At 70.0% G+C, this 23,188-nt stretch carries 29 protein-coding genes and 1 pseudogene; 19 read left to right on the top strand and 11 right to left on the bottom strand.

The genetic code is table 11. The features are described from left to right. A pseudogene (locus tag ACWENQ_RS37390) lies at nt 1-121 on the bottom strand (IS5/IS1182 family transposase); the annotation flags it as partial. Nucleotides 122-130: 9 nt separating this feature from the next. Here ACWENQ_RS37390 and ACWENQ_RS37395 point away from each other — a divergent pair. After that, nucleotides 131-340 carry a hypothetical protein gene (locus tag ACWENQ_RS37395; RefSeq protein WP_452418465.1) on the top strand — a complete coding sequence of 70 codons (210 nt, stop codon included), beginning with the start codon at nt 131-133 and terminating at the stop codon, nt 338-340. Next, nucleotides 340-996, top strand: coding sequence for a 2'-5' RNA ligase family protein (locus tag ACWENQ_RS37400; protein ID WP_449930520.1), 657 nt, complete (start codon nt 340-342; stop codon nt 994-996). Before ACWENQ_RS37395 ends, ACWENQ_RS37400 begins: the two co-directional genes overlap by 1 nt. Before the next feature lie 247 nt (nt 997-1,243). Here the strand turns inward: ACWENQ_RS37400 and ACWENQ_RS37405 are convergent, their stop codons facing one another. From ACWENQ_RS37405 to ACWENQ_RS37415, 3 genes are all read right to left on the bottom strand, one after another. After that, a complete protein-coding gene (locus ACWENQ_RS37405; protein WP_449930518.1) occupies nt 1,244-1,954 on the bottom strand; it encodes an SDR family oxidoreductase in 711 nt (236 codons plus the stop codon). Beyond that, nucleotides 1,951-2,724 carry a hypothetical protein gene (locus ACWENQ_RS37410; RefSeq protein WP_449930516.1) on the bottom strand — a complete coding sequence of 258 codons (774 nt, stop codon included), beginning with the start codon at nt 2,722-2,724 and terminating at the stop codon, nt 1,951-1,953. The genes ACWENQ_RS37405 and ACWENQ_RS37410 overlap by 4 nt, the downstream gene beginning before the upstream one ends. A gap of 75 nt (nt 2,725-2,799) precedes the next feature. Then, nucleotides 2,800-3,054 (bottom strand): hypothetical protein, encoded by a 255-nt coding sequence (locus tag ACWENQ_RS37415; RefSeq protein ID WP_449930514.1) that lies wholly within the window; start codon nt 3,052-3,054, stop codon nt 2,800-2,802. 226 nt (nt 3,055-3,280) lie between these two features. Here ACWENQ_RS37415 and ACWENQ_RS37420 point away from each other — a divergent pair, with 226 nt between their 5' ends. The 4 genes from ACWENQ_RS37420 to ACWENQ_RS37435 all read left to right on the top strand — a co-directional run bounded on the left by ACWENQ_RS37420 (nt 3,281) and on the right by ACWENQ_RS37435 (nt 6,386). Then, entirely contained in the window at nt 3,281-3,466 is a 186-nt protein-coding gene (locus tag ACWENQ_RS37420; protein ID WP_449930512.1) for a hypothetical protein, read from the top strand. Then, nucleotides 3,463-4,425, top strand: a complete 963-nt coding sequence (locus tag ACWENQ_RS37425; protein ID WP_449930510.1) for a TniB family NTP-binding protein — start codon at nt 3,463-3,465, stop codon at nt 4,423-4,425. The genes ACWENQ_RS37420 and ACWENQ_RS37425 overlap by 4 nt, the downstream gene beginning before the upstream one ends. Next, a complete protein-coding gene (locus tag ACWENQ_RS37430) occupies nt 4,422-5,408 on the top strand; it encodes a TniQ family protein (RefSeq protein ID WP_449930508.1) in 987 nt (328 codons plus the stop codon). The genes ACWENQ_RS37425 and ACWENQ_RS37430 overlap by 4 nt, the downstream gene beginning before the upstream one ends. A 114-nt stretch (nt 5,409-5,522) precedes the next feature. After that, on the top strand, nt 5,523-6,386 hold the full coding sequence (locus ACWENQ_RS37435) for a hypothetical protein (RefSeq protein ID WP_452418466.1): 864 nt from the start codon (nt 5,523-5,525) through the stop codon (nt 6,384-6,386). Between the two features lie 62 nt (nt 6,387-6,448). On the opposite strand, the gene ACWENQ_RS37440 is transcribed toward ACWENQ_RS37435, so the two are convergent. From ACWENQ_RS37440 to ACWENQ_RS37450, 3 genes are all read right to left on the bottom strand, one after another. Beyond that, on the bottom strand, nt 6,449-7,327 hold the full coding sequence (locus tag ACWENQ_RS37440) for a recombinase family protein (RefSeq protein WP_452418468.1): 879 nt from the start codon (nt 7,325-7,327) through the stop codon (nt 6,449-6,451). A gap of 174 nt (nt 7,328-7,501) precedes the next feature. After that, nucleotides 7,502-7,921, bottom strand: a complete 420-nt coding sequence (locus tag ACWENQ_RS37445) for a PPOX class F420-dependent oxidoreductase (protein WP_449930504.1) — start codon at nt 7,919-7,921, stop codon at nt 7,502-7,504. Nucleotides 7,922-7,996: 75 nt separating this feature from the next. After that, nucleotides 7,997-8,407: a MarR family winged helix-turn-helix transcriptional regulator gene (locus tag ACWENQ_RS37450; RefSeq protein ID WP_449930502.1), complete on the bottom strand. Its 411-nt coding sequence runs from the start codon at nt 8,405-8,407 to the stop codon at nt 7,997-7,999. A 117-nt stretch (nt 8,408-8,524) separates the two neighbouring features. Between ACWENQ_RS37450 and ACWENQ_RS37455 the strand changes: the two genes are divergently transcribed. Together ACWENQ_RS37455 and ACWENQ_RS37460 are read left to right on the top strand one after the other, a co-directional pair. After that, nucleotides 8,525-10,132 (top strand): MDR family MFS transporter, encoded by a 1,608-nt coding sequence (locus ACWENQ_RS37455; RefSeq protein WP_449930500.1) that lies wholly within the window; start codon nt 8,525-8,527, stop codon nt 10,130-10,132. After that, the gene (locus tag ACWENQ_RS37460) at nt 10,125-10,751 is read left to right on the top strand and encodes a DsbA family oxidoreductase (RefSeq protein ID WP_449930498.1); all 627 of its coding nucleotides are present in this window, start codon (nt 10,125-10,127) and stop codon (nt 10,749-10,751) included. Before ACWENQ_RS37455 ends, ACWENQ_RS37460 begins: the two co-directional genes overlap by 8 nt. 490 nt (nt 10,752-11,241) lie before the next feature. Here the strand turns inward: ACWENQ_RS37460 and ACWENQ_RS37465 are convergent, their stop codons facing one another. Together ACWENQ_RS37465 and ACWENQ_RS37470 are read right to left on the bottom strand one after the other, a co-directional pair. Further along, nucleotides 11,242-12,135 carry a methyltransferase domain-containing protein gene (locus tag ACWENQ_RS37465; protein WP_452418470.1) on the bottom strand — a complete coding sequence of 298 codons (894 nt, stop codon included), beginning with the start codon at nt 12,133-12,135 and terminating at the stop codon, nt 11,242-11,244. A gap of 222 nt (nt 12,136-12,357) precedes the next feature. Continuing rightward, nucleotides 12,358-13,266, bottom strand: coding sequence for a reverse transcriptase domain-containing protein (locus tag ACWENQ_RS37470; RefSeq protein ID WP_452418471.1), 909 nt, complete (start codon nt 13,264-13,266; stop codon nt 12,358-12,360). Between the two features lie 430 nt (nt 13,267-13,696). Here ACWENQ_RS37470 and ACWENQ_RS37475 point away from each other — a divergent pair, with 430 nt between their 5' ends. From ACWENQ_RS37475 to ACWENQ_RS37495, 5 genes are all read left to right on the top strand, one after another. Next, a complete protein-coding gene (locus tag ACWENQ_RS37475; RefSeq protein WP_449930490.1) occupies nt 13,697-13,990 on the top strand; it encodes a hypothetical protein in 294 nt (97 codons plus the stop codon). A gap of 167 nt (nt 13,991-14,157) precedes the next feature. Beyond that, nucleotides 14,158-14,799: a TIM barrel protein gene (locus ACWENQ_RS37480; protein ID WP_449930488.1), complete on the top strand. Its 642-nt coding sequence runs from the start codon at nt 14,158-14,160 to the stop codon at nt 14,797-14,799. A gap of 6 nt (nt 14,800-14,805) precedes the next feature. Beyond that, the gene (locus ACWENQ_RS37485; protein ID WP_452418473.1) at nt 14,806-15,525 is read left to right on the top strand and encodes a YqjF family protein; all 720 of its coding nucleotides are present in this window, start codon (nt 14,806-14,808) and stop codon (nt 15,523-15,525) included. 164 nt (nt 15,526-15,689) lie between these two features. Next, nucleotides 15,690-16,970 carry an ATP-binding protein gene (locus ACWENQ_RS37490; protein WP_449930484.1) on the top strand — a complete coding sequence of 427 codons (1,281 nt, stop codon included), beginning with the start codon at nt 15,690-15,692 and terminating at the stop codon, nt 16,968-16,970. A gap of 150 nt (nt 16,971-17,120) precedes the next feature. After that, nucleotides 17,121-18,041: an NADP-dependent oxidoreductase gene (locus ACWENQ_RS37495; protein ID WP_449930482.1), complete on the top strand. Its 921-nt coding sequence runs from the start codon at nt 17,121-17,123 to the stop codon at nt 18,039-18,041. A gap of 47 nt (nt 18,042-18,088) precedes the next feature. On the opposite strand, the gene ACWENQ_RS37500 is transcribed toward ACWENQ_RS37495, so the two are convergent. Then, nucleotides 18,089-19,765, bottom strand: coding sequence for a right-handed parallel beta-helix repeat-containing protein (locus tag ACWENQ_RS37500; RefSeq protein ID WP_452418475.1), 1,677 nt, complete (start codon nt 19,763-19,765; stop codon nt 18,089-18,091). Nucleotides 19,766-19,814: 49 nt separating this feature from the next. Between ACWENQ_RS37500 and ACWENQ_RS37505 the strand changes: the two genes are divergently transcribed. Then, the gene (locus tag ACWENQ_RS37505; RefSeq protein ID WP_449930478.1) at nt 19,815-20,627 is read left to right on the top strand and encodes a TetR/AcrR family transcriptional regulator; all 813 of its coding nucleotides are present in this window, start codon (nt 19,815-19,817) and stop codon (nt 20,625-20,627) included. Nucleotides 20,628-20,965: 338 nt separating this feature from the next. Here the strand turns inward: ACWENQ_RS37505 and ACWENQ_RS37510 are convergent, their stop codons facing one another. Beyond that, entirely contained in the window at nt 20,966-22,099 is a 1,134-nt protein-coding gene (locus ACWENQ_RS37510) for a CobW family GTP-binding protein (protein WP_452418477.1), read from the bottom strand. Nucleotides 22,100-22,173: 74 nt separating this feature from the next. Here ACWENQ_RS37510 and rpmG point away from each other — a divergent pair, with 74 nt between their 5' ends. The 5 genes from rpmG to rpmF are packed head-to-tail and all read left to right on the top strand — an operon-like array spanning nt 22,174 to nt 23,132. Then, nucleotides 22,174-22,338 carry a 50S ribosomal protein L33 gene (gene rpmG / locus ACWENQ_RS37515; RefSeq protein ID WP_449930474.1) on the top strand — a complete coding sequence of 55 codons (165 nt, stop codon included), beginning with the start codon at nt 22,174-22,176 and terminating at the stop codon, nt 22,336-22,338. Then, a complete protein-coding gene (locus ACWENQ_RS37520; protein ID WP_449930472.1) occupies nt 22,335-22,436 on the top strand; it encodes a 50S ribosomal protein L31 in 102 nt (33 codons plus the stop codon). The genes rpmG and ACWENQ_RS37520 overlap by 4 nt, the downstream gene beginning before the upstream one ends. Continuing rightward, nucleotides 22,433-22,663 (top strand): 50S ribosomal protein L28, encoded by a 231-nt coding sequence (rpmB, locus tag ACWENQ_RS37525; RefSeq protein ID WP_449930470.1) that lies wholly within the window; start codon nt 22,433-22,435, stop codon nt 22,661-22,663. Before ACWENQ_RS37520 ends, rpmB begins: the two co-directional genes overlap by 4 nt. Then, entirely contained in the window at nt 22,663-22,962 is a 300-nt protein-coding gene (gene rpsN, locus ACWENQ_RS37530; RefSeq protein ID WP_449930468.1) for a 30S ribosomal protein S14, read from the top strand. The genes rpmB and rpsN overlap by 1 nt, the downstream gene beginning before the upstream one ends. A gap of 2 nt (nt 22,963-22,964) precedes the next feature. Further along, on the top strand, nt 22,965-23,132 hold the full coding sequence (rpmF, locus tag ACWENQ_RS37535; protein ID WP_449930466.1) for a 50S ribosomal protein L32: 168 nt from the start codon (nt 22,965-22,967) through the stop codon (nt 23,130-23,132). Nucleotides 23,133-23,188 lie beyond the last annotated feature (56 nt).

Here is a 23,188-nt window from a genome sequence, read left to right on the forward strand (position 1 = left end):
GGTAGAGCACCCCGTTGATCACCATCCGGTGGTCGTTCCACCGACCGCCACGCATCCCGCCAGCCGGCAGTAACGGCACCAGCCGTGCCCACTCGACGTTCGTCAGATCACCACGACCCATATGCCAAGAGTGACAAGACCAGCGCTCACCGTCAGGAGATCTAAGAAACAGCTCCTAGACCCGGTCATCCGCAGGGTCGGCGACCTGGCGGCCGCCCTGGCCCGCTCACCGATGCGTGACAGCGCTCCGGCCTCGAACCTGCAGGCCGAGATCGAGGCATGGAGCCTGAAGTCGGCGCCCCGCCTCCTTGCCCTCTCGCGCGGCCAGGAGACTATCTGATGAAATCGGCAACCATGAACGATGAGCAGATGGCCAATCACTGGTGGTGGCGTCCCGGCTGGAAGCAGGGACGCCGCTTCTACGCCTGGCACTTCACCTTCGATGACCAGCCAGAGGTGCATCGGCTGGCCCAGCAATACCGTGAAGGGCTGGCTGGCGTTCCGGGTTTGGATCTGGTGCCGGACCAGTGGCTGCACCTGACCATGCAGGGCCTCGGCTTCGTTGACGAGGTCCCCGAAGAGGACGTTCACGCGATCATCAAGACGGCCACCACACGGCTGGCTGGTATTGCTTCCTTCGACATCACCTTGGGCCGGCCCCGGGTGACTCCCGAGGCCATTCGCTGGGAAGCCGTGCCCGACGATCCCCCAGCAGCTGTCCGTGACGCGATACGCGCTGCGATCGGCGACGTCTGGCCGCACGTACCCGAACCCGCCGAAGGCTTCGCCGCCCACGTCAGCATCGCCTACAGCAACGCCGATGGATCAGTCAGCCCTGTCTCGACGGCGCTCGCGGCCATAGAGGCGCCGCCCGCAGTGGCCCGCATGCGCAACGCGGAGCTGATCGTTCTCGGCCGGGACCGGCGGATGTACGAGTGGGAAACCTTCGCCACAGTTCCCCTGGGAGGGCATGGCTCGGCTGGACCCAGCCGGTAGCGGCAGACTGCCGGGCCCGCCGACGCAGCGGTGTACATCCGAGGCTCGCCGTGTCGGCTTCACCGCCCAGCCCTCACCGAACCTGTGCCAGGACGGCACGGGTTCGATCGACGGCGGCCACGCCTGCGTGGTGTGCGAACCGTCCGGAGTGCCGACCTGCTCAGCGACCACCCGGTAGGCGAGGCCGGGCTGGCGCATCGCGAGGACCTTCGCGTCGCGCTCAGCCTAGGTCACACCACTGCTTTGACTACCAGGCCAGGGGCCGGCGTTCGTAGAACAGGCCGCCGGTGGGTCCGTCGTCGGGCAGGGTGGCCAGCCACACGGGGGTGTCGGCACCCTGCTCAGGTGTACGGTCTGTCTGGCCGTAAGCCATGCGGGTGTTCATGCGGCCCGGGGAAGCGGCGTTGACCAGAATCCCGGTGCCGTTCAGCTCGGCGGCCAGAATCCGGGTCAGCGCGTTGAGGCTCGCCTTGGAGACGCGGTAGGAGACGTTCGTGTCGGCCATCGTGCTGATCGAGCCCAGGTGGCTGGTGATGTTGACGATGCGGCCATAGCCGTTGCGGCGCATCTGCGGGACGGCGGCGGCGCAGCACCTCCAGGCGCCCAGCAGGTTGGCCTCCAAGGTGGCGTGGACTTTCTCGAAGTCGGGGTTGGCGGCTGCTTGGCCGCGGTCGATGGCGATGCCGGCGTTGTTCACCAGCACGTCGAGGCGGCCGAGCTGGTTGGTGATGTCGGCGAAGCAGCGTACGACGCTGGCGGGATCGGTGACCTGGAGCTGGTGGGCAGAGGCGGCTAGACCTTTGCTTCGCAGTTCGTCGGCGGTCTCCTGTGCGGCGCGTTCGTCTCGGGCGCAGATTGCCACGTGCAGGCCGCGTTCGGCCAGTCCGGCGGCGATCGCGCGTCCCAGACCCCGGTTGGCGCCGGTGACGGCGGCGATGCGCGTGGGGTGCGTGCTCATCCGAGCAAGGATGCCAGCTGCTCATCGAGGTCCCGGCGGCGACCGCCTGCAGACAGGCGGTCACGGGCGGCCAACAACCGCTCGATGTTGCGCTGGGAGGGGGCCTGCTGGAGGAGGGGGACCACCTCGGTCAGGACGGCGGCTGCCTCGTCTTCATAACCCATGTGGTGCTGCGCGTGCGCGCGTTTGGTGAGGTAGGTGGCGCGGTCGCGGACTTTGGTGGTGGGGAACTGCTTGAGCGCTGTGACCAGGTGGTCATCGGCCTGCTGGTACAGGCCCAGATCGAGGTAACAGCTGCCTGTCTGGGCGTGAAATTCGGCCTCGTCGAAGTAGGCGATGAAAGCGGGATCGTCGTCGGTGGTGCCGTGCCCGAGGTAAGTGTCGGCGGCGGCAATCAGGCGTTCACACTCTGCGACTTGCCGCAGCGCGGCGCAGGCGCGTGCTTGCCGGAGCGCGAGCATCGCGTTCGTCCGCGGCGTGGCATGACCAGCGCCCGCGCGGGCCCGTTGGGCCAGGTGCAACGCTTCAGGAAGGAGTCCGAAGTCGTAGCACTGCAAGCTCATGGACTTGAAAATGTTGGCGCCCTGGACACGATCACCAGCGGCGTGCGCGGCGTATATGGCAGCGGTCCAATAGCGCTGGGCGGCTGCATGCAGTCCGGCATCGAAGCAGGCAAAACCCGCCACCCGGCCCAGTTCGGCGGCCAAGCCGTGCAGCCGGCGCGCGACATTGGCGCTGTAGGAGGCCTTGTCAAGAACCTCATTGACCATGCCGAGCTCGGCGTCGATGAGCCTGCGAGCGCGCTGGCCGCCGTATGCGGCCTCCAGTAGGCGCAGGCGAGGTAGTCACTGGCTGCGTCCTTGGGCCGACTCACCCACCGTCATGGCCAGGCGCGTCGTGGCTTCCCACGTCGCCTCGGGGGCCGCGCCAATCGCCCGCCTTGCGGTGCCGAGCAGTTCCACTGCCGACGAGTAGCTATCGGTTGGCGCGTCAGGAATGGCCCATGTTGGCGCGCCGATTCGCTCCATCCGCTCACGAGCCACGTCCTGCTCGCTCCATCGGTGTGCGAGGGCGACCAGGTCGTCCGTGCTGAGCTCCACAGTTCTCCTCGCATGCTGGCATGGCCGCGCGCGCTGGGCGGGTCGCCGAACTCGCTGCGGCTCGGCCGGAGATCAGCCGAACTGTACACGAAACACACACGAAGATCATCTGTCAGGATGGGCTGGGGCCCGCCGTAAGGTCTCGCTCACCTTCGGTCAGCGCGCCGCGATCGCCCGGCTGCGCCAGGACGGCCGCGCTCAGGTCGATGAGAACGCCCTGTTCGCCATGGTGGAGCAGATGCGGCAGATCACTGAGGACGCGGCCGCCAAGACCCGACGGGCCCGGCGTGAGGTCGAGCGCCGCTCGGCGACCCCCGCGCCGCACGCAGCAGGGCCGCCGTTTCCGCCGCCGGTCGAGGGGCGCGCGGATGAGGAGCCGGTGCGGCCGTTCGAGGTGATCGAGCAGTGGTGAGCCACGAGCCGGACGGCAAGCCGGACATTGTGCCGGAGTTCGAGATCGAGCTGGAGCCAGGGCGGGTGGAGGATCTGTCGCACCTGCATGAAAGCGCCCGGCCGGTGGCCCGGCTGCCTGCCGCCGAGCGGCTGGCCCGGGTCCGGGCGGACTGGTGGATCGGCTACACCCGCGCCAGGCAGGCGCTGGAGCAGTTGCACACGCTGCTGGCCTGGCCGGCCAAGCAGCGGATGCCGAACCTGCTGGTGATCGGGCCGACCAACAACGGCAAGTCGATGATCGTGGAGAAGTTCCGGCGCTCGCATCCGCCGATCTCACACCCGGAGGCGGAGGAGATCCCGGTGCTGGTCGTGCAGATGCCCTCCGACCCGCACGTGGCCCGCTTCTACACCGCGCTGCTGAGCGCGCTCGGCGCGCCGCTGCGGCCCCGTCAGCGGCTGGCCGAGCTGGAGCAGCTCGCGGTTCGGCTGCTGCGGCAGGCCGGCGTGCGGATGCTGGTGATCGATGAGCTGCACAACGTGCTGGCCGGGCGCGACGGGGCGCGCCGCGAGTTTCTCAACCTGCTGCGCTTCCTGGGCAACGAGCTGAAGATTCCGCTGGTCGGTGTCGGTACCCGGGACGCCTACCTGGCGATCCGCTCCGATGACCAGCTGGAGAACCGCTTCGCCCCGTTTGTGGTGCCGCGCTGGGAGCCCGGCCGGGAGGCGAGCACCCTGCTGGCCAGCTTTGCTGCTGCCTTCCCGCTGCGCCGTCCCTCCTTTCTGGCCACCCCGGAGATGACCGAGTACCTGCTGGCCCGCAGCGAGGGCACCATCGGGGAACTGGCCGCGCTGCTCACTGAGGCCGCCGTCGCGGCGATCGAGTCCGGCGAGGAGGCCATCACCCAGCGCACCCTGCTGCTGGCCTCCTACGCCGGCCCGACCGAGCGGCGCCGCAAGTTCGAACGCGAGCTGATATGACGCGCGCGGACTGGCCGGAGAGTCTGCGCCGCTGGCCCGTTCACCCCGAGCCCGCCCCTGGTGAGGCTCTGTCCTCCTGGCTCGGTCGTCTCGCCGCGCTGTATCGGCTGTCGGTCGAGCAGCTGCTGACGTACAACCTGGGCGCGGCGTCGGCCGAGTTCGACCGCGGCGCGGACCTGGACTACCAGGTGCCTGCGATCATCGTGCACGCGCTCGCCGCGCGGACCGGCGTCGAGGTGGACCGGCTGCGCCAGATGACGGTCGGCGGGTGCGTGCCGTGGCTGGCCGACACCCTGAATTCCTTCGACGGCCCGCAGGCCTTCGCCGCCTATGTCCGGCAGGAGTCGGTGCTGCTGCCACCGGGCAAGGCCGGATACCACGTGGTCAACCGCTGGCGGCCCTGGCTTCCGGTGACCGGGCGTCCGTGGCGGACGGCCCGGCGCATCTGCCCCACCTGCTCGACCGACCCGGGGCGCGGCGTCGTTTTGCTGGCCGCGCTCCCCCTCATGACCAGTTGCGCAGAGCACGGCTGCCGACTGGAGAACCTCCACGATGTTCGCCGGGCCCACCGCTACGGCGAGCCGACGCCCCCACGCCCGGCCCCGGCCGCCGTCGCTGCGCTGGACCGGCTCACCTTCGAAGGCATCACCACTATGGGCGTCACCCTGCCCGGGCGGAACGTGCACGTCGGCGAGTGGCTGCGCCTGTTGCGGACGCTGCTGGACGAGGTCAGCATGGTCGACTCCCGGGCCGGTCCCGGCGCGGCCGCCGTCCTGCACCAGATCTGGGACGCCGCCGGCCTGCCGTTCCGGGCGGGGCTGTCCTTCTGGCGGCCGTACGAGCGGCTGAGCGCCCCCTACCAGGAAGCGATGCTGCACGCGGCGGCCACCGCGGTGCAACTGGCCGCGGACGGGACGATCATTCCCGGCGGCACGCTCGGCCCGGCGCTGCAGCCTGCTGCCCACCGGAACGGGCACCGATGACCAGGTGGAACGGCCCGACCTTAGTTTCGCGTCGCCTGAGGCCTACGAAAGAGGCGCACGCTTTGCAATTTCGCCAGGCAATCCAGCGACGACGCAGCAGATAACCTAGCCTTCGTGAAACGTCGCCCCCCTCGCTCGCTGGACATCAGTCTCGACGATGGACGCATCATTGAGGCAGGCATCGACATAGGATCTGGCGCCCGCATGAGACGACCGGAGTTGCTTGACGAGATTGGGCGGCGCCTCTTCGAGAGCTGTCCTATCTGCGGCGGGCCTCCAGAGAAGGACGAGCATGTGCCCCCCAAGAGTATTGGTGGGGTCATCATGACGCGGACCTGCCGTGGCTGTAATCAAACCTTCAGGGGTCGTGTAGAAGGCGGAGTGAAAGACTGGTTCTACGGCGCGACCAGCGAGGTCGAATTAGCTTCTGAAAACGTGCGAGGCTCTCGAAGAGTCGGCAAGATGCAGATCATGCCAGCGCGGGGTGGAGGCTTCCTCGTGACTATGGGGGGAGGAAGCGAAGACGACTTCCGGGCCATGCTGCTGAGCAAGCAGGTGGTCGTCAGAGGCCGAGGCCCCGATCCCAACATACTCCGCCTTGCCTTGTTGAAGCATGTTTACCTGGCGCAGTGTCTACGGTCCGGAGTCCCGGAAGGAGCCCTGGCGGATCACATTCGAGAAAGCATCGTAGCGGCGCGGGACGCCTCACGGCGCGACCCCATGCCAGTAAGTCCGGTAGCGCTCGGGCTCACCGTTGTTCGTTTCTCCGTAGATGAACGTTTGTCAGCGTCCCCGCTCGTGGCTGCACGTATCGAACTTCCGGACGGACCAATGGATGGGGTCATCATGCTAGGCCGCTTCTTTGTGTCCTGGCCTGCCTATCCTCCGGCGGACATCCAACCTATCGATAATCCGTGGATTGAATACGTTCTCGAAGTGGGGGACCCGGTCACCGGGACCATCGTTCGGAAAGGCTGACACCCGAGTGAGGCATCGGGCGTGTAGGCGAGACGAGGATAAGGAATCGCTGGACTCCGTGATCACCCGGCCACGGCCGCGGATGTGGTGGAGGCCTCGTCGTGATCGCGCAGCATGCGCAGGACGGTGGCCGGGGAGGGGTGCTGGCCCTTCTTCTTGCCCTTGGTGATGACGAGGCGAGCGGCGATGTCGCGCAGGCTGAGGTTCTGCCGGCGCAGGTGCAGGGCCATGGAGAGCATCGCGTCGTCGGTGACGGCGGCGCCGCCGATGGTCTTACCGCGGGCACGGGCGGATTCGTGGCCTTCCAGGGTGCGGTCGCGGATGTACTCGCGTTCCATCCCCGACAGCGCAGCCAGCACGGTGAACACCACGCCGGACGGGTCATGGCTGCCCTGCAGCTCGCCGGTGAGGAACTCCAGGCCGATGCTGGCGGCGCGCAGCTGCTCGGCCAGGGCGGCCAGATCGAGGCCGCGGCCGAGCCGCTTGTGCTCGTGCACCACGAGCGTGACCGCCACCCCGGCCGTGCGGAAGTCGTGGGCCAGGGCGACGGCCTTGTCGAGCTCGGGCCGGACCGTGGCCCGGGTGGAGATCTTCTCGGCGAAGACCCGGGTGACCCCTGCGGCCTTCAGCGAGTCGAGCTGGGTGTCCAGGGACTGGCGGACAGTAGAGGCGCGGGCGTACCCGATCCGCACATGCCCGGCCGGTTCGGCGCCGACCGTGGCCGGGCGGGGCAGCTCGATCCACAGCGTGCCCGGCTTGCGGCCGGCCGGGGTGGCCACGCTGAGCGCCTTGGCGAGCGCGGGCACGAGCCGGAAGCGGGCGGTGTGGTACTGGACGGCGACCTTGCCCTTGCCGGTCCGGCAGGGCGATCCGGCCGGGGCGGCCCAGGAGGTCATCGGGCAGGCGTGGGCCTCCACGCGGAGGTAGTCGTCATCGGACACCACCTGATCGTTTCATGGATGCGTTTCAATCATCCATCTGTTTGCACCGACCTATGAAACGGTGTTCCCCCTGGACGGGCCCGGCCGAAGATCGTGTTTCATGGGTCGTCGCCTGTGAAACAGAGGAGCGGAGAACGGACGACGGAGGCTGGCCTGCCTCGCAAGTCAGGTCTCTCAGGGAAGGTTGACCGAGCGGCCGTCGGGCTCGGCCGGGTCGATGTGCCAACTGAGGATCCGTTTGGGATGGATGCGGATGATCTCTGGCGCGACCGTTCCCGGCGGGCCGGGTGGGTTGTCCACGGCGAGGGTTTCCGCCCGGCCGCGGATCTCCACACCCCGGCCCATACCCGGTTTGATCGCCTCGGGGCCGTCGGGCGTCATATCGTCTACGACGAAGCTCACTCGCGGGTTGGCCTGGATGTTGCGCCAGCGCTGCGTGCGTGCCACCCACGGTCCACCTAGATCGATGGTCCCGTCCGGGTTCAGGCGGAAGCCCAGCGGGCGCACGTGCGGTGTGCCGTCCGGGCCCAGGGTAGCCAGCCGTCCCATGGGCTGCCGGTCGAGGTAGTCGCGTTCGGCGTCGTTGAAAATCATCTCTTCTTTGCTCGCCTTCTTCCTGTGCCGGTCGGTCCGATCGGCCGCCGCTGCCGTGCTGCGGCCGCAATCTCGCTACATCTGATCGAAGATGCCGGCGACCTTGCCGAAGACCCGGATCGCCGCCTGGAGATCCTCGGGGGGCACGTCCGACATCGCTTCCTGCCAGCGTTGCCGCCACCGTTCGCGCGCCTCGGCGACGAGCTCGTGCCCGCGATCGGTCAGTACGATCTGCATCGCGCGCCGGTCGGTGAGGCTGCGCTCGCGTCTGATCACTCCCCTGGTCTCGAGAACGTCCAGCATGCCGGTCATGGTCGCCGGGGTGACGTCGGCATAGTCGGCCAGCTGACGGGCGGTGGCATGTCCCGCTTCAGCCAGGCCGTCGAGGGCGCGCAACTGCGTTCCGGACAGGGCGTCGCCGCTGGCCTGCTCGCGGCCGCGCTTGCGCCGGAACGCGGCGAACATCGCGGCGACCGCCAGTTCCACGTTCTCGAGCTCAGTGTTCACATTCGGATCCTAACAGTCAAGACCCTAATGGTGTGGACTTTTAGTATATGGGTCCATAATGTACGGAACCTAACTAATGGAGCCGGAGGTCTCCCCATGACTGAATCCCTGGCCCCGCCCACCCCTGCGCCCCGGCTCGGCCGCGGCGCGGTGACCGCGGTGATGGCGGCGCTGATGCTCGGCCTGCTGCTCGGCGCGCTGGACCAGATGATCGTGGCGGCGGTAATGCGCACCGTCGCCGATCAGCTGAACGGCCTGACCCTGCAGGCGTGGGCGACCACCGCCTACCTGATCACCGGCGTGGTGTCCACGCCCCTGTACGGGCGATTGTCGGACATCTACGGCCGCAAGCCCCTCTACCTGATCTCGATCTCGCTGTTCCTGCTCGGCTCGATCTTGTGCGCGGCGGCGCAGTCGATGTACGAGCTGGCCGCGTTCCGCGCCGTACAGGGACTGGGTGCCGGTGGCCTGATGGCGCTGGCGTTCGCGATCCTGGCCGACATGCTGCCGCCGGAGGCGCGCAGCCGGTACCAAGCCTGGTTCGGGGCGGTGTTCGGGATCTCCAGCGTGGCCGGTCCCGTGCTCGGCGGCATGTTCGCCGGCATGGACGGTTTCCTGGGTGTGACGGGGTGGCGCTGGGCGTTCCTGGTCAACGTCCCGATCGGCATCGTCGCCCTGGTGCTCGTCGTGACGCTCTACCGGTTGCCGCACACTCGCACCGATCACCGCATCGACTACGGCGGCGCTGCGACGCTGCTGCTGGGACTGGTGCCCCTGCTGATCGTGGCCGAGCACGGCTCCAGCTGGGGCTGGACGTCGCCGCGCACGCTCGCCCTGATCGGGGTGGGCGTCGCGGGGCTGCTGGGGTTCGTCCTGGTCGAACGGCGGATGGGCGACTCAGCGCTGCTGCCGCCGCGGCTGTTCGCCAGCCCGCAGTTCACGATGAGCAACGCGGTCAACGTCGTCGTCGGCATGGGCGTGTTCGGCGGGCTGTCGGTCCTGCCGCTCTACCTGCAGATCGTCAAGGGCCTGTCCCCGACCGAGGCGGGCCTGATGCTGATGCCGCAGACCTTGGGCATCGTCGCGGCCGGCCGGTTGTGCGGCTCCTTCCTCACCCGTACGGGACGCTACAGGGGCCTGCTGATCCTCGGCCTGGCCGTCATGACCGCCTGCGCGTTCGGTTTCGCGCAGCTGACCCCCGGCACATCTCTGTGGTTCACCGGCCTGATCACGACCGTCATGGGCCTGGGCATCGGCCTGTGCTTCCAGGTCATGCTGATCGCTATCCAGGCGTCCGCCCCGACAGGCACCATGGGCGCCGCCAGCGCCTCCTACACTTTCTTCCGGCAACTCGGCGGCACCGCCGGAACCGCGATCTACCTGTCGGTCCTATTCGCTCTCGCCGAGGGCCGCATTACTGCCGCCTTCCACCAGGCAGAAAGCACCCCGGCGTTCCAATCAGCCCTGCACGACCCTGCGGTGACCGCAGATCCCAGCGCACAGCATCTGGTAGCCAGCCTGCACGATTGGTCCGACGTCGACCTCAACAACACCTCCTACCTCGACCATCTCGACGCCCGCCTGGCCCGGCCCGTGCTGGACGGCATGGCCAGCGCGATGGACACCGTCTTCATTGTGGTCGGCTGCGTCATGGCCACAGGTTTGGTCCTCGCCCTGTTCCTCAAGGACAAGACTCGTGATTGACCTGGAGATCTGGTCGGACGTGATGTGTCCCTGGTGCTACATCGGCAAGAAGCGCCTGGACCGCGCCCTCGCGCACCCTGAGGAGGTCCGCATCACCTGGCGCAGCTTCCAGCTACGTCCCGACCAGCCGCCGACTCCTGGTGCCACCCTTGCCGAGATGATGGCGCGACGCTTCGACCTCGGCGCACTGGACCTCACAGAGATGTTCCAGCGGATTCGGCGGCTGGGCGCGGCCGAGGGTCTGGAGCTGAACCCCGCCACCGCCCGCCCGGTCAGCTCCTTCGACGCCCACCGTCTGATCCACCTGGCCACCGCCCACCGCCTTGCCAACGTCGTGGTCGAACGACTCTTCCACGCCCACCTCACAGACAACATCAACGTCGCCGACCCTCAAGTCCTCCACACCCTCGCCATACAGGCCGGTCTGCCCGCCGCGGTGGTCCGCGCCGTTCTCGACACCGACGCCTACGCCGCCGACGTCCGGGCCGACGAGGAACGCGCGGCCCATCTCGGCGTCCGCCAGGTCCCCACGTTCGTCATCAACGGCACACCCGTCCTCTCCGGAGCCCCCGACCCCACCGAGTTCCAAGCACTCCTGACGAGCGCGACGGTGCGATAACACCTCGCGGTCGTCCTGGCCCCTTCTCCGCCCCCCATGCGAGCCGACCGCGGCCCACCTACTCCGGCCGTTTCCCGCTCGCATGGCACAGGCGGCCCGGCCGAACCATGCCGGGGCGAGGCCAAGTGGCGGCCGATGAGGCGCTGGCAGGCCAGAACCTGAACGCGGCCACGGGCCGCGAAGGTCGGCCAGTACGTCGCGGCCGCGGGTGGCTGCGGTCTTCCAGTCCAGCGGCGTCGGCGCGCTCCCACCGGCCGTGGTCGCCGGGGTTGCTCCCAGCATCACGTGCAGAGAAGTTCTGACATCCGTGCAGCCAGCTCCTGAAAACGACACCGGGCGTACCCGACCGGTGTGTCGGCACCGGGGTTGCGGGACGTTTCCGAGACGATGCTCGGCATGACGACCGCCCCAGTAAGGGCTACTCCTGCGGCCCGAAAATCTCCTCGACGAACAGCGTTGTGGGCAGGTCGGGATACGCCTGGATCCGCACCTAACCCAGTGCCGGCGGGTGCTCGGCTGGACGGCGTCCCCAGGCCGAGATCAGCGGCGCGAGTGTCAGGTCGAGTTCGCCCGCGTGGATAGCGGCCAAGTGCGCGTCGATCTCGACGTCGTCGGCCAGGCCGGCCGCGAGCAGCTCGCCGCGCACGTGCCGGATGGTCGCCGCCTCCAGCCGGTCGCAGGCCAGCCCACCGACCGGGAAAGAGCCCGCCGCGGCGACATCTACCAAGCCGGCCTCACGCAATGCCCGCGGCAGTGTCCGGCCGTAGCGCAGGTCCGCGCCGCGGCGCGTCAGCAGCTCCCGGACCGCGTCGCGCAGCCGGTTGGCCCGCCGCTGCGCCGGGCCGCTGTCGTCCAGGCATGCCAGTGGCTGCAGAGCGGTATCGGCGTCCTCGACCAGCAGCCAGCCGCCGGGCCGCAGCGCCGCCGCCATCGTCGCCAACGCCCGAGCCCGGTCGGGTACATGGACCAGCACAAGCCGGGCGTGCACTAGATCGAACGTCCCCGGCTCCGGGGGCGGATCAGCGGCGACGTCGTGCCGGCGCACCTCGTACCCGCCGCCTGCCTTCAGCCACGACGGGTCGATGTCCGTGGCCAGCACGTGCCCGGTCGGACCGACGGCCGCCGCGAGCGCCTCCGGGATACTGCGGCCACCGGCCCCCACCTCCCAACAGCGCGAGCCAACCCTGACCCCCAGTCGATCGAAGTGCCCCAGCGTCACACCGTCGAACAGCTCGGCCAGCCAAACGAACCGCTCGCCCGCCTCGGCGCGCGCGTTGTCCAGCAGGTACCCGCGGGCGGGAGCGGGCTCTCCACCGAGCGCGGTAGTCCCGCCTATCGGATCCGGTCGGCCACCGACGTGCGGCGGGCGGGGCGAGGAGGTCATCGCTACATGGTCACCTCCCCAGACCACCAGCGCCACGACGACGGGAGAGGGATATCTCACACAGCCAGCGAACCCCGCACGTCCTCCTGCACGGTTCTGCACCGTGACGCGCCGGAAGGGGTACATGTATTCGGCCCCCACAGTCAGCGCACCAGGCGCGGGACAGCGCGCTGACCGGACTGTCGGCTCCGGCCGGTTCGACCTCGTATCAGACGCCTTCGATCACGACGTAAAGTCGGGGCCAGCGGATCCAGCAGATGCACGTCCCCGTTCATGACGGGTGGTACCTCTTCTCCAGTTCGGGATCCGGGGCGCGCCACTCGCAGGGCTTGGCGCCGGTGGCGACGTCGCGGTGCTGTTACGCGACGCGCACACCGGTCGATGGGCCTTGGCGTTGTCTTTTTCGCTGGAAGCTACGGGTGGCCCCGTAGGCGGGTTGGCCGACGTAGGCCAGGAGCGATGGCGACAGCCTGGCGGGGTCTGCGGCGAGCTGGTCGGCGGTGTCGAGGCTGATGGATAGATGTTGGCCAGCAGCGGGGAGATGACCCCTCCCTGCGGAGTCCCGGTGAGAGTCTCCGCAAGGCCACCGTGGAGTTCGACAACCCCGGCGCACAGGAACGCGCTGACCAGCCGCATAACCTTGCGGTCCTTGAGCAGTTCGCCCACCAGATCCATCAGGACATGATGATCGACGTTGTCGAAGCAAGCCTTGATGTCGCCCTCGATGACCCACTCGTAGGCGCCCGGCTTGCAGGTGAAATGCCGAATCTCGGCGATGGCATCCTGAGCCCGACGTCCAGGCCGATACCCATGCGAAGCTGGGTAGAAATCGACCTCGAAGATCGGCTCCAGGATCAGCTTGAGCGCCATCTGCACCACCCGATCGCGCAGCATCGGGATCCCCAGATAGCGGACAGCGTCGTTCTCCTTGGGAATCACCGCCTGCTTGACCGGCAGCGCTCGGAACGTCCCATCCTTGAGCAAGGACCGCAGGTCCTCCAGAAACGGGATCACTCCGAGGCGTTCCTCGACGTAGTAACGCGTCACCGCGTCCACGCCCGCTGTCCTGGCACCCCGATTGCCAGCCACCCGCTCCCAGGCCACCAACAGCGTGGCCCGGTCATAGATCAAGTTGAATACATCATCGAACCGGCGTGCCGGTTCTTCCCATGCCCATCGGTGCAGCTTCAGCTGATGATCGAGTACCCGCCGCTGGCCACCTCTTCCGGCCATTCATGCGGCGGCGCGTCGTTATTCAACAACGTTCCTTCCCGACAGCAGTGCTGCTGCCATCGCGCTGTCGCCCTTCCCCATGCACACGGCTTTCCCGTCCTCGGAGTACTACGGCGACTCCGCCACGACCCGACATCATCAGCGGACGTCGCGCCTTTTCCGGACTATTCAGCTGCGCGCGGGCGCGAGGCCTCGGGGCCAGCGCCCCTGAAGGGGGCCATGCCCGAGGACCTACTGACGGCCTTGTTCCAGCCTCACCCGAGGTCAGTCACTTGTAGGCGTGACCGAGCCGTCACAGGGGCCGGCGGCCGCGTTGAAGCAGTCCGGGGTGCAGGTTGTGCTGTGCGCTGACGGCACGTTCCTGAGCAAGCAGCGCATCACGCAACGCATCGTGGAGCTGGGGATCGACGCGGTGTCGGTGTCGCTGGATTCGGCCGACGCCGTTTACGACGACACCTGGCCTCCCCCGCCGAACAAGTGCGACGGCTGGCAGCGCGTCGTCGACGGCGTGCGCACTGCTGGCCGCGCGCGGTCCCGCCTCAGGGCCGCGGGTGGGCCTGTACACCGTGGTCACCCGTCTGAACCTGCCGGACATCGTCGCCATCCCTCGCCTTGCGGCTGAGCTCGGCTGCGACTACGCCGTGCCGCAGCCCGTCTCCCTCGATGACGACCCTGTCGCAAAGCATCGGATGAGTCCGGCGAACAGCCGCTTCCCGACATCGGCCAACCGGAAAGGTCGATGCATCTGCGGACACAGCCGGTCTGTCCTTCGCGGCCAACCTTTCGATCTTGTTCGGTCATCTTCCGATGCTTGCCCGGCCCGCAGCGGCCGCAGCAGCCGGGTTCGACGTCGCCGAGATGTGGTGGCCGTGGAACACTCCCGTGCCCAACGACTCCGAACTGGACGCCCTGTGCGCTGCCCTTGCTGATGCCGGTGTGCGGCTCGCGGCCCTGAATTTCGACGCCGGGGACATACGATCGGGGGACTGCGGCCTGCTGTCCAGCCCCTCGCGAGCCCGCCGCTTGCGCGACAACATCGATGTCGCCGTCGGCCTGGCCCAGGCCACCAGATGTCCGATCCTCAACGCCCTGTACGGCGACCGCGAGGACGCAATCCCCCAGGAGTCACAGGACGAGGTCGCGATGGAATGCCTGACACAGGCCGCACAGACCGCGCACGCCGCAGGCGCCTTGGACGTTGTCGGCGCGGGGGCCGGCGTTCACGCGTCACCTCCGGCGCCCAGCGGCTGTGCCGTCCGGCCGGAGGTCCGGCCCGCCGCGGGCAGGGCGACACCGATCATGGTGTCAATCTCGGCGAGTTGTTCCTCGGTCTGCTTTTCGGTGCCCTCGGGGCGCATCGGCCCGCGACCATACCGCCACCGGTCCGCCCGATCGCCGCGGCGAGGTGACCGGCGGCACGTCGGCGGGTAGCAGACGATGATGAGAGCGCCGGCGTCTCCTCGCGTCGCCTACCCGGTGATGTACCACCACTGGTCGACGATGACCTTCCTGCACTGGCGGTACCCGCCCGCCGTCGTCCGGCCCCTGGTGCCCGACGGGCTGACGGTCGAGACCTTCGACGGCGCGGCGTGGGTCGGGCTGACCCCGTTCCTCATGGAGGGGGTGCGGACGCCGGGACTGCCCGCGCTGCCGTGGCTGTCGCGCTTTCCCGAGACGAACCTGCGCACCTACGTCCGTGACGAGCGGGGCCGCGGCGGGATCTGGTTCCTGTCGCTGGATGCGGGACGGCTTCCCGCCGTCCTTGGCGGCCGGGCCGGCTACGGCCTGCCGTACTTCTGGTCGGACATGTCCGTCCGCGCCGACGAGGCGCGCGTGCGGTACCGGTGTCGCCGCCAGTGGCCCGAGCCGAGCGGGGCGCGCTGCGACGTGGACGTGGCGCCGGGCACGGAGCTGGCCGAGCACGAGCGCGACGCGCTCGCCCACTTCCTGACCGCCCGGTTCCGGCTGTTCACCCTGATCGCGAACCGGGTGGCCGCGGCCCAGGTCGAGCATCCGCCGTGGCCGCTGCGCAGCGCCCACCTGGTGCGCCTGGAGCAGGATCTCGTCGAGGCGGCGGGGCTGCCCGCGCCGGACCACTCGCCCCTCGTGCACGCCTCGCCCGGGGTACCGGTGCGGGTGGGGATGTGGGGCTGGTGAACCGCCGATTCTTCACTGTGTGACCTGTATCGCATACTTTGTCGGGTAATTTCGGCCAATCTTCCACTCAGTACATTTTTCCCGCTCCTGTTGTCCGGCCTGACCCGGGACCGGCCCCCGGAGCTGCCCTACCGTCGTAGCCCCGAGACGAGGAGGCGGCACCGGTGAACTGGCACATCCATGACTACCGCGAGGACGATCTCGCGGCCGTGGTCCACCTGATCGACACCACGGCCGGGCTCGGCCAGGAGTCGGTGTTCTCCCTTGCCGAATGCATCGGGGCGCTGACGTCGCGGCAGCCCGCCGTCGTGGCCGTCCACCGCGGCGTGCCCGTCGGCGCGGCGCTCTCCCACGTGGCGGGCGAGCGGGCCTGGGTGATGCGGATCGCGATCGCCTCCGCCTGGCGCGGGCGCGGGCTGGCCAGCGCGTTGCTGCGGGAGCTGGAGCGGCGGCTGGTCGACGCGCGGGTCCGGCGCATCGCCTACGTCCTGCCGGAGGAGGAGCTGATCGGCGAGGGGCTGGTCAACGCCGGCTACACCCGGCGCCCCGCGGTGGCCTACTTCGAGAAGGCCGAGCCGGCCGGCGGCCTCGGCGCCCACTGGCTGGCCGAGCTCGGCGGCCGCTTCCTGCCGAGGGACCTGTGGGACAAGGTGGCCGGCATGGAGGTGGAGAAGGACCTGATCGAGCGGCGCGTCGTGCTGCCGCTGGCCGAACCCGAGCGGGCCGCCAGGCATGGCGTGCGCCCGCCCAGGGCGATCGCCCTGTTCGGCCCGCCCGGCACCGGCAAGACGACCTTCGCCCGCGCGATCGCCTCGCGGCTCGGCTGGCCGTTCGTGGAGCTGCTGCCGTCCCGGTTGGCCGGCGACGGCAACCTGGCCGAGGCGCTGCGCACCGCCTTCGCGCGGATCGCCGAACTGGAGCGGGTGCTGGTCTTCATCGACGAGGTCGAGGAGATCGCCGCGGTGCGCGCCGAGCGCCCGGAGGCCGGCAGCCACGGCATCACCAACGAACTGCTCAAGCTGATCCCCGGCTTCAGGGAGCGTGACGAGCGGCTGCTGGTCTGCGCCACCAACTCCATCCGGTCGCTGGACCCGGCGTTCCTGCGGCCAGGCCGTTTCGACTACGTGGTGCCGATCGGCACGCCCGACGCGGCCGCCCGCTCGGCCATCTGGACGCGGTACTCCGACGGGCGGCCCAACGTGGATCTGGACAGGCTGGTCGCGGCGAGCGAGCTGTTCACCCCGGCCGACATCGAGCACGCCGCCAGGACCGCGGCACAGGCCGCCTTCGAGCGGGACCTCGCCGGCGCCGCGCAGTCGGCGGACCTGCCCGCGGGCGCGGGTACGGCCGACTACCTGGCGGCGATCGGCCAGTGCAGGCCCACCGTCACCGCCGAGATGATCGAGGAGTTCGGCGCCGACATCACCACCCACGCCAGGCTCTGAACGGCGGGCGCCACCCGATCGCCACCGAATCGCCACTCTGGGCGGACCGTGGCCGGAGGAAGGGTTAGCGCAAAGGCGCCCCTGGTGAGAACAGCTCCGCCGCGGCCGTCCCTGATCCGGGGTCGCCGCGCCCGCGGAAGGAGATCACTCATGCGCGCCGTCACCTACGACGCCTACGCCGCCGACAACTCGCGGCTCAGGGCCGGCGAGATCCCCGATCCCAAGCTGGGGCCGGGCGAGGTGCTCATCGAGGTGCGCGCGGCCGGGGTCAACCCGGTGGACTGGAAGGTCATGGCCGGTCTGCTGGACGGGATGATGCAGACGATCTTCCCGGTCGTGCCGGGCTGGGACGTCGCCGGGGTGGTGCGCGCGGTCGGCCCCGACACGCCGGAGTTCGCGCCCGGCGACCACGTCATGGCCTATGCCCGCAAGAGCGTCGTGCAGGCCGGGACGTTCGCCGAGCTGGTCACGATGCCGGCCCCCGGGGTCGCGCGCAAGCCGTCCGCGCTCGACTGGAACCAGGCCGGAGGGCTGCCGCTGGCGGGGATGACCGCGCAGCGGACCCTTGACCGGCTGGAGGTCGGTCCCGGCGACGTCCTGCTGGTGCACGGGGCGGCGGGCGGCGTCGGCGGTCTCGGCGTGCAGATCGCCCGCGACCGGGGCGCCCGCGTCATCGGCACCGCCTCCGAGGCCAACCACGGCTACCTGCGCGAGCTGGGCGCCGAACCGGTGACCTACGGGGAGGGCCTGGCCGGGCGGGTCCGCGAGCTGGCCCCGGACGGTGTGACGGCGGTGGCCGACTTCGCCGGCGGCCAGCTCGAGGCGACCCTCGCCGTGCTGGCCGAGGGCGGCCGGCACGCGTCGATCGCCGACAACACCGTGGAGCGGCACGGCGGCCACTGGATCTGGGTCCGGCCGGACGGCGCCAAGCTGGCCGGGCTGGCCGAGCTGGCCGACCGGGGCGCGCTGACGGTCGAGGTGGCGCAGACCTTCCCGCTGGAGCAGGCCGGCGCCGCCTTCGACGTCAGCCGGAGCGGCCACGGCCGCGGCAAGCTGGTGATCACACCGTGACCCGCCCGGCCGCCGGGTTCCGGACGGCCGGGCGGATCAGGGGCGATCTACCGGAGTCCGGCGCCGGCCACGATGTCGGCGACCGTCGGGTCGTCGCCGAACGCCCCACCCTCCAGGGTGGTGTTGGCCGCGAGGATCACGCCCTCCGGGGGCCGGCCGGGGTCGGCGTCCCAGACGTTGCCGATGAAGGCCACGTGCTCCAGCGGCGGTGACACCTCCAGCACCACCGGCTTGTCGGCCCTGTGGACGACGTTGCCCTGGACGGTGACCCAGGTGGCGCCGTAGTCGGTGTAGAGGCCGAAGTTGTAGGGCGTGATCGTGTCGCGGACGACGTTGCCGCGGACCAGCGCGCCGGTGGCGTACGAGCCGCCCTGCCTGCCCGAGATGTAGATGCCGCCGCCGTCGGCCAGCACCTGCATGGTGTCGTGCACCAGGTTGTGCACCAGCTGGGCGCCGCTGCCCTCGTAGACGACGATGCCGTTGTGCGGCACGTCGTTGATCTGGTTGTGCGCCACGACGGTGTCGGTGGTGCCGGACACCAGCATGGCCGGCGAGCCGCTGTAGTCGCGGCCGGTGTGGTGGATGTGGGTGTTCTCCACCCGGTGGCGGCGGGCCCCCGCGCCGATCACCACGCCGCCGCCCGACACGTCGTCGACCACGCTGTCGCGCAGCACGTTGTCCTCGCCGTCGCCGCGGAACTCCAGCGCGACCCCGCCCAGCCGGGTGAACCGGCAGCCTTCGAGCGTGACCCGCGAGCAGCTCTCGAAGATCACGTTGCCGGGCATGACGGCGCTCTCGCCGGGGATGGTCACCTGCGCCTGGCCGTCGGCGAAGGTGACCGTCTGGAGCGGGCCGCCGTCGTGGTAGCCGTTGCCGTGGTAGTGCAGGAACCCTTCGGGGGCGCTCGGGCGCAACCATGTCGCCTCCGCGAAGGTGATGCCGCGGAAGGCGACGTCGCGTACGTCGCGGGCGTGCACCAAAGTTTCCAGCACCGGCGCGACCACCTCGTCAAGCCGCTCGCCGGGCCGCGGCAGGTAGTGCAGGACGCCGTCGGCCAGCGCGAAGGCGCCCTCGGTCAGGAAGGCGGGGCTGTTCTCGGCCGAGGTGGGGTTGTCGGCGCCGTTGGACTCCCCGGCGCCGGGGCCGTCCCAGGAGATGACCGAGTGGTAGAGCCGTACGGCCCAGCCGAAGGCCGGTTGCGCCATGGTGACGGCGCTCGACCGCTCGTCCCCGGTGATCCCGGCCACCTGGCAGCGGGCCTCGGACCAGGGGTAGACGCCCCGGTAGACGAACTCCACCTGGCCCGGCCACGACTGCGGCCGCGGGTCGCCGGTGACGTAGCCGGTCTCGGTCCTGGTCAGGCCGTGGTCGAGGGCGATGGCCGCCCGCGCGGCGCGGCGTCCCGAGACGTAGAGCTGGCGGGTGGCCAGGCCGGGGACGTCGGCCGTGACGGCTCCGTTCGCGTCCTCGCGCCAGCCGGTGATCCGCCGGCCGCCGCTGATCACCACCGTCTCCTGGGCCGAGGTGCCGTAGCCGTAGGCCTGGTAGACCACGCCAGAGTCGGCGGCCGACAGCCGCAACGGTTCGGCGAGGCGGTAGGTTCCGGCTCTGAGAGTGATCACAGTGCCTGGGGAGGCCGCCGCGCGGGCTCGCTCGAGCGTGGCGAACGGGTGCTCGAGCGTGCCGGGGCCTGAGTCGTCGCCCGACGGATCGACGAAGAACATGACAGTGCTCCTCTCCGGTAATGTGTACAGCATATACACGGGAGAGATCATGACAGATCCGGAACGCAGCACCGAACTGCTGTGGGGCGCCAGGAGCCGGCTCAGCCTGGAGCGCATCGTGCGCGCCGCGGTCGAGCTGGCCGACGCCGAGGGGCTGGCAGCGGTGTCGATGCGCAGGGTCGCCGAAAGCCTCGGCTTCACCACCATGTCGCTCTATCGTCACGTGCCCGGCAAGGGCGAGCTGGTCGACCTCATGCGGGACGAGGTGATGGGCGAGCAGGACGCCGCCGACCCCGATCCCGACCAGGGCTGGCGGGCGGAACTGGAGTCCTGGGCGCGCGGCATGCTGGCGCTCTACCGGCGGCACCCCTGGCTGCTGGAGTCGACCGGAGCGCGCCACGTGCCAGGGCCGAACGCGCTGGCCGGCTTCGAGCGGGCACTGGCCACGGTGGTGCGCACCGGCCTTGCGCCCGCGCAGGTGGTGGCGGCGGTGACCCTCGTCGGCGGGTTCGTCGAGAGCGCCGCCCGGCAGGTGGCGGCGGCCGAGCAGGCCGAGCGGCGCACCGGGGTCAGCGAGGAGGACTGGTGGGGGCAGCGCGACAGCCTCTTCCAGCACCTGGACCGGTATCCGACGCTGAGCCGGATCTATCTGGCGGGCGGGTACAACGAGCCGCTGGACCTGTTCGAGTTCGGCCTGGAGCGGGTGCTCGACGGCATCGAGACTTTGGTGCGTTACGAAATTCGTGATGAAAGTCGGTGCTCGGTGTGCGGCCGGGCCGTGGAGGGCGCCACCAGGGGCAGGCCGCGGGCATACTGCTCGCCGGCCTGCCGGCAGCGCGCCTACCGAACCCGCCAGGGCTGATCGCGGTGGGGCTCAACCCCGACGGCACGCTGGACGCCTTCCCACCCCTGCGCGGGTAAGGGGACGCGCCATCCGCCCGGTCACCTGCGGTGGCGGCTTCGACCGCGCGTCCCGTCACTACCCATCACCTTCGGCCACCTGACGTCGATCAGCTGACCTGCGGCCACAGGCTCGGCGGCGCCGGGGCGGCACGACGGCCGTGCGGCGGGCGGCCCGGTAGCCGTCGCCCTTGACGGTCAGGGCGGCGGGTTACTCGCGGAGCATGAACGTGTGGTGCCATCGCCTTGCCGGATCAGGCCACGTTCCTGAGGAGCGTTGAGACAGCCCGATCCGGAGCTTCACGCGCTCCCCTTCAGGTCCAGGACGGGGGCGAACGGGTCGTCGAAACGGTCCCACTGCCCGGCTCCCGGCAGGGCGTCGCTCTGGTCGATCAGGCAGGAGTCGAGCAGGGCGTGCAGGCGGTGCCGGTCGAGATCGGGGCCGGTGAAGACCAGGTGCTGGACCCGGTCGCCGATGACGGGGTTCCAGTCCAGGGCGGCGGCCGTACGGCGGGCCGGCGCGGCCAGCTCCCAGGCGGCCTCGGGCAGCGCGGCCAGCCAGGGCCCGGCGTCCTCCACGGAGACCACTCCGGCCACGGCGTCCCAGGCCAGCATCCGTTCGTGCCGGTTGGCCAGCCAGAACCGCCCGCGGGAGCGGACCGAGGTGGTGACCAGCTCGTCCATGGCCTCGAACAGGCGGCCCGGATGCAGCGGGCGCAGGCGGCGCCAGACGACCGTGGTGATCTCGCCGGTCCGCGCGTCGCCGGGCAGCTGGGCGGTGGCCGGATCGACGCGTTCAGCCAGCTCGTGCACGCACAGGGGGGAACCGGTGGCGTCGGGATCGACGGCGATCGGGGTGTGCGGTGCCAGATGGGCCAGGACGGCGGTCGAGAGCTCGACGTCCTCGTCGTCACCGCCGTGCAGGGACAGGGCGGTGGCGTATTCGATCTGCCGGGCCAGCACCTCTGCGAGATAGCGCTGGTCGCCGGCGGCGGCCTGGTGGCCGGAGGCGGTCAGGCGGTCGCCTCGGCAGATGTCCACGGGCATGCACTCCGCGTCCAGCGCCGTCAGGACACAGGTCAGGCGGAGCAGGTCGGCCGCCTCCCCGTCGGCCAGCGCCTCGGCCACCGAGCGCGGCTCCACCGAGTCCCACAGGTCGACCACCAGCAGGGGTGCGGTCGTGGCGTGCCGTACGAGCTCGGGGAGCAGGTCCTCGCGGACGGCGCAGGTGACGCAGCCGTGAGCCAGGCGCACCTCCGTCCGATCCAGGACGCCGGAGCTGTCGCGGACCACGCGCTCGACCCGGCCGGCGGCGAGGTCGCGCAGGTCGTGATGGATCGCGATGGCTCCGGGATGCCGGCGGAGCAGCCGCTCGACCGCGGCGGCCCGGGCGCCGCCGTACAGGCCCGCGACGAGGACGACGGGGGTGGGCACAGGACCTCCTGAGTGCAGCATGAAAATGGTTGTCGTTATCATGGCACACGCCGTCAACCCCGAAAGGACTGAGGATGGCCAGAAACGAGCTACGCCCGGTGATCAAACTGCGCTCCACCGCGGGCACCGGCTACACGTACGTGACCACCAAGAACCGGCGTAACGACCCTGACCGGCTGACGTTGCGCAAGTACGACCCGACCGTCCGCCGGCACGTCGAGTTCCGGGAGGAGCGATGAGAAAGGGCATCCACCCCGTCCGCACCGGCCGCAACCGGGTTCTCGACACGACCGGCCAGGTCGAGCGCTTCCGGCAGCGCTACGGGAGGACCTCGTGATCTGCCAGCTCACCGGAGTCAGGCCGGCCTTCGGCAACAACGTCTCCCACTCCCATCGGCGCACCCGGCGCCGCTGGAACCCCAACGTCCAGCGGCGGCGCTACTGGCTGCCGAGCGAGAACCGCCATGTCCGGCTCACGCTCAGCGCCCGCGCCATCAAGACGGTGGACAAGATCGGCATCGAACGCGCCGTGGCCCGCATCAGGGCCCGGGGAGAGAAGGTCTGATGGCCAAGAAGAGCAAGATCGCCGCCAACGAGCGCAGGAAGGAGATCGTCGCCCGCTTCGCCGTACGGCGGGCCGAGCTGAAGGAGGTGATCCGCACCGGCACGCCGCAGGAACGGGCCGCGGCCGTGCGAGAGCTGAACCGGCAGCCCCGCGACGCCAGCCGTACCCGCGTCCGCAACCGCGACGCCGTCGACGGCCGGCCGCGGGGACATCTGACCAGGTTCGGGCTGTCCCGGGTGCGCTTCCGCGAGATGGCGCACCGGGGCGAGCTGCCCGGCGTCACGAAGGCGAGCTGGTAGGCATGGCCGTTCCCAAGCGGAAGACCTCGCGCGCCAACACCCGGCACCGGCGGTCGCAGTGGAAGGCGAGCGCGCCCGACCTGGTGCCGATCGTCGTGAACGGCAGGCAGGTGCTGGTCCCCCGCCGGCTCGTCCGCGCCTACCAGCGCGGCCTCCGCACCATCCGATGAGCTGATCGACGGTGGCCCGGTGAACGCGACCGGGCCACCATCGCCGCCGCATGGGC

The sequence above is a fragment of the Nonomuraea sp. NPDC004354 genome (genome assembly GCF_053602555.1).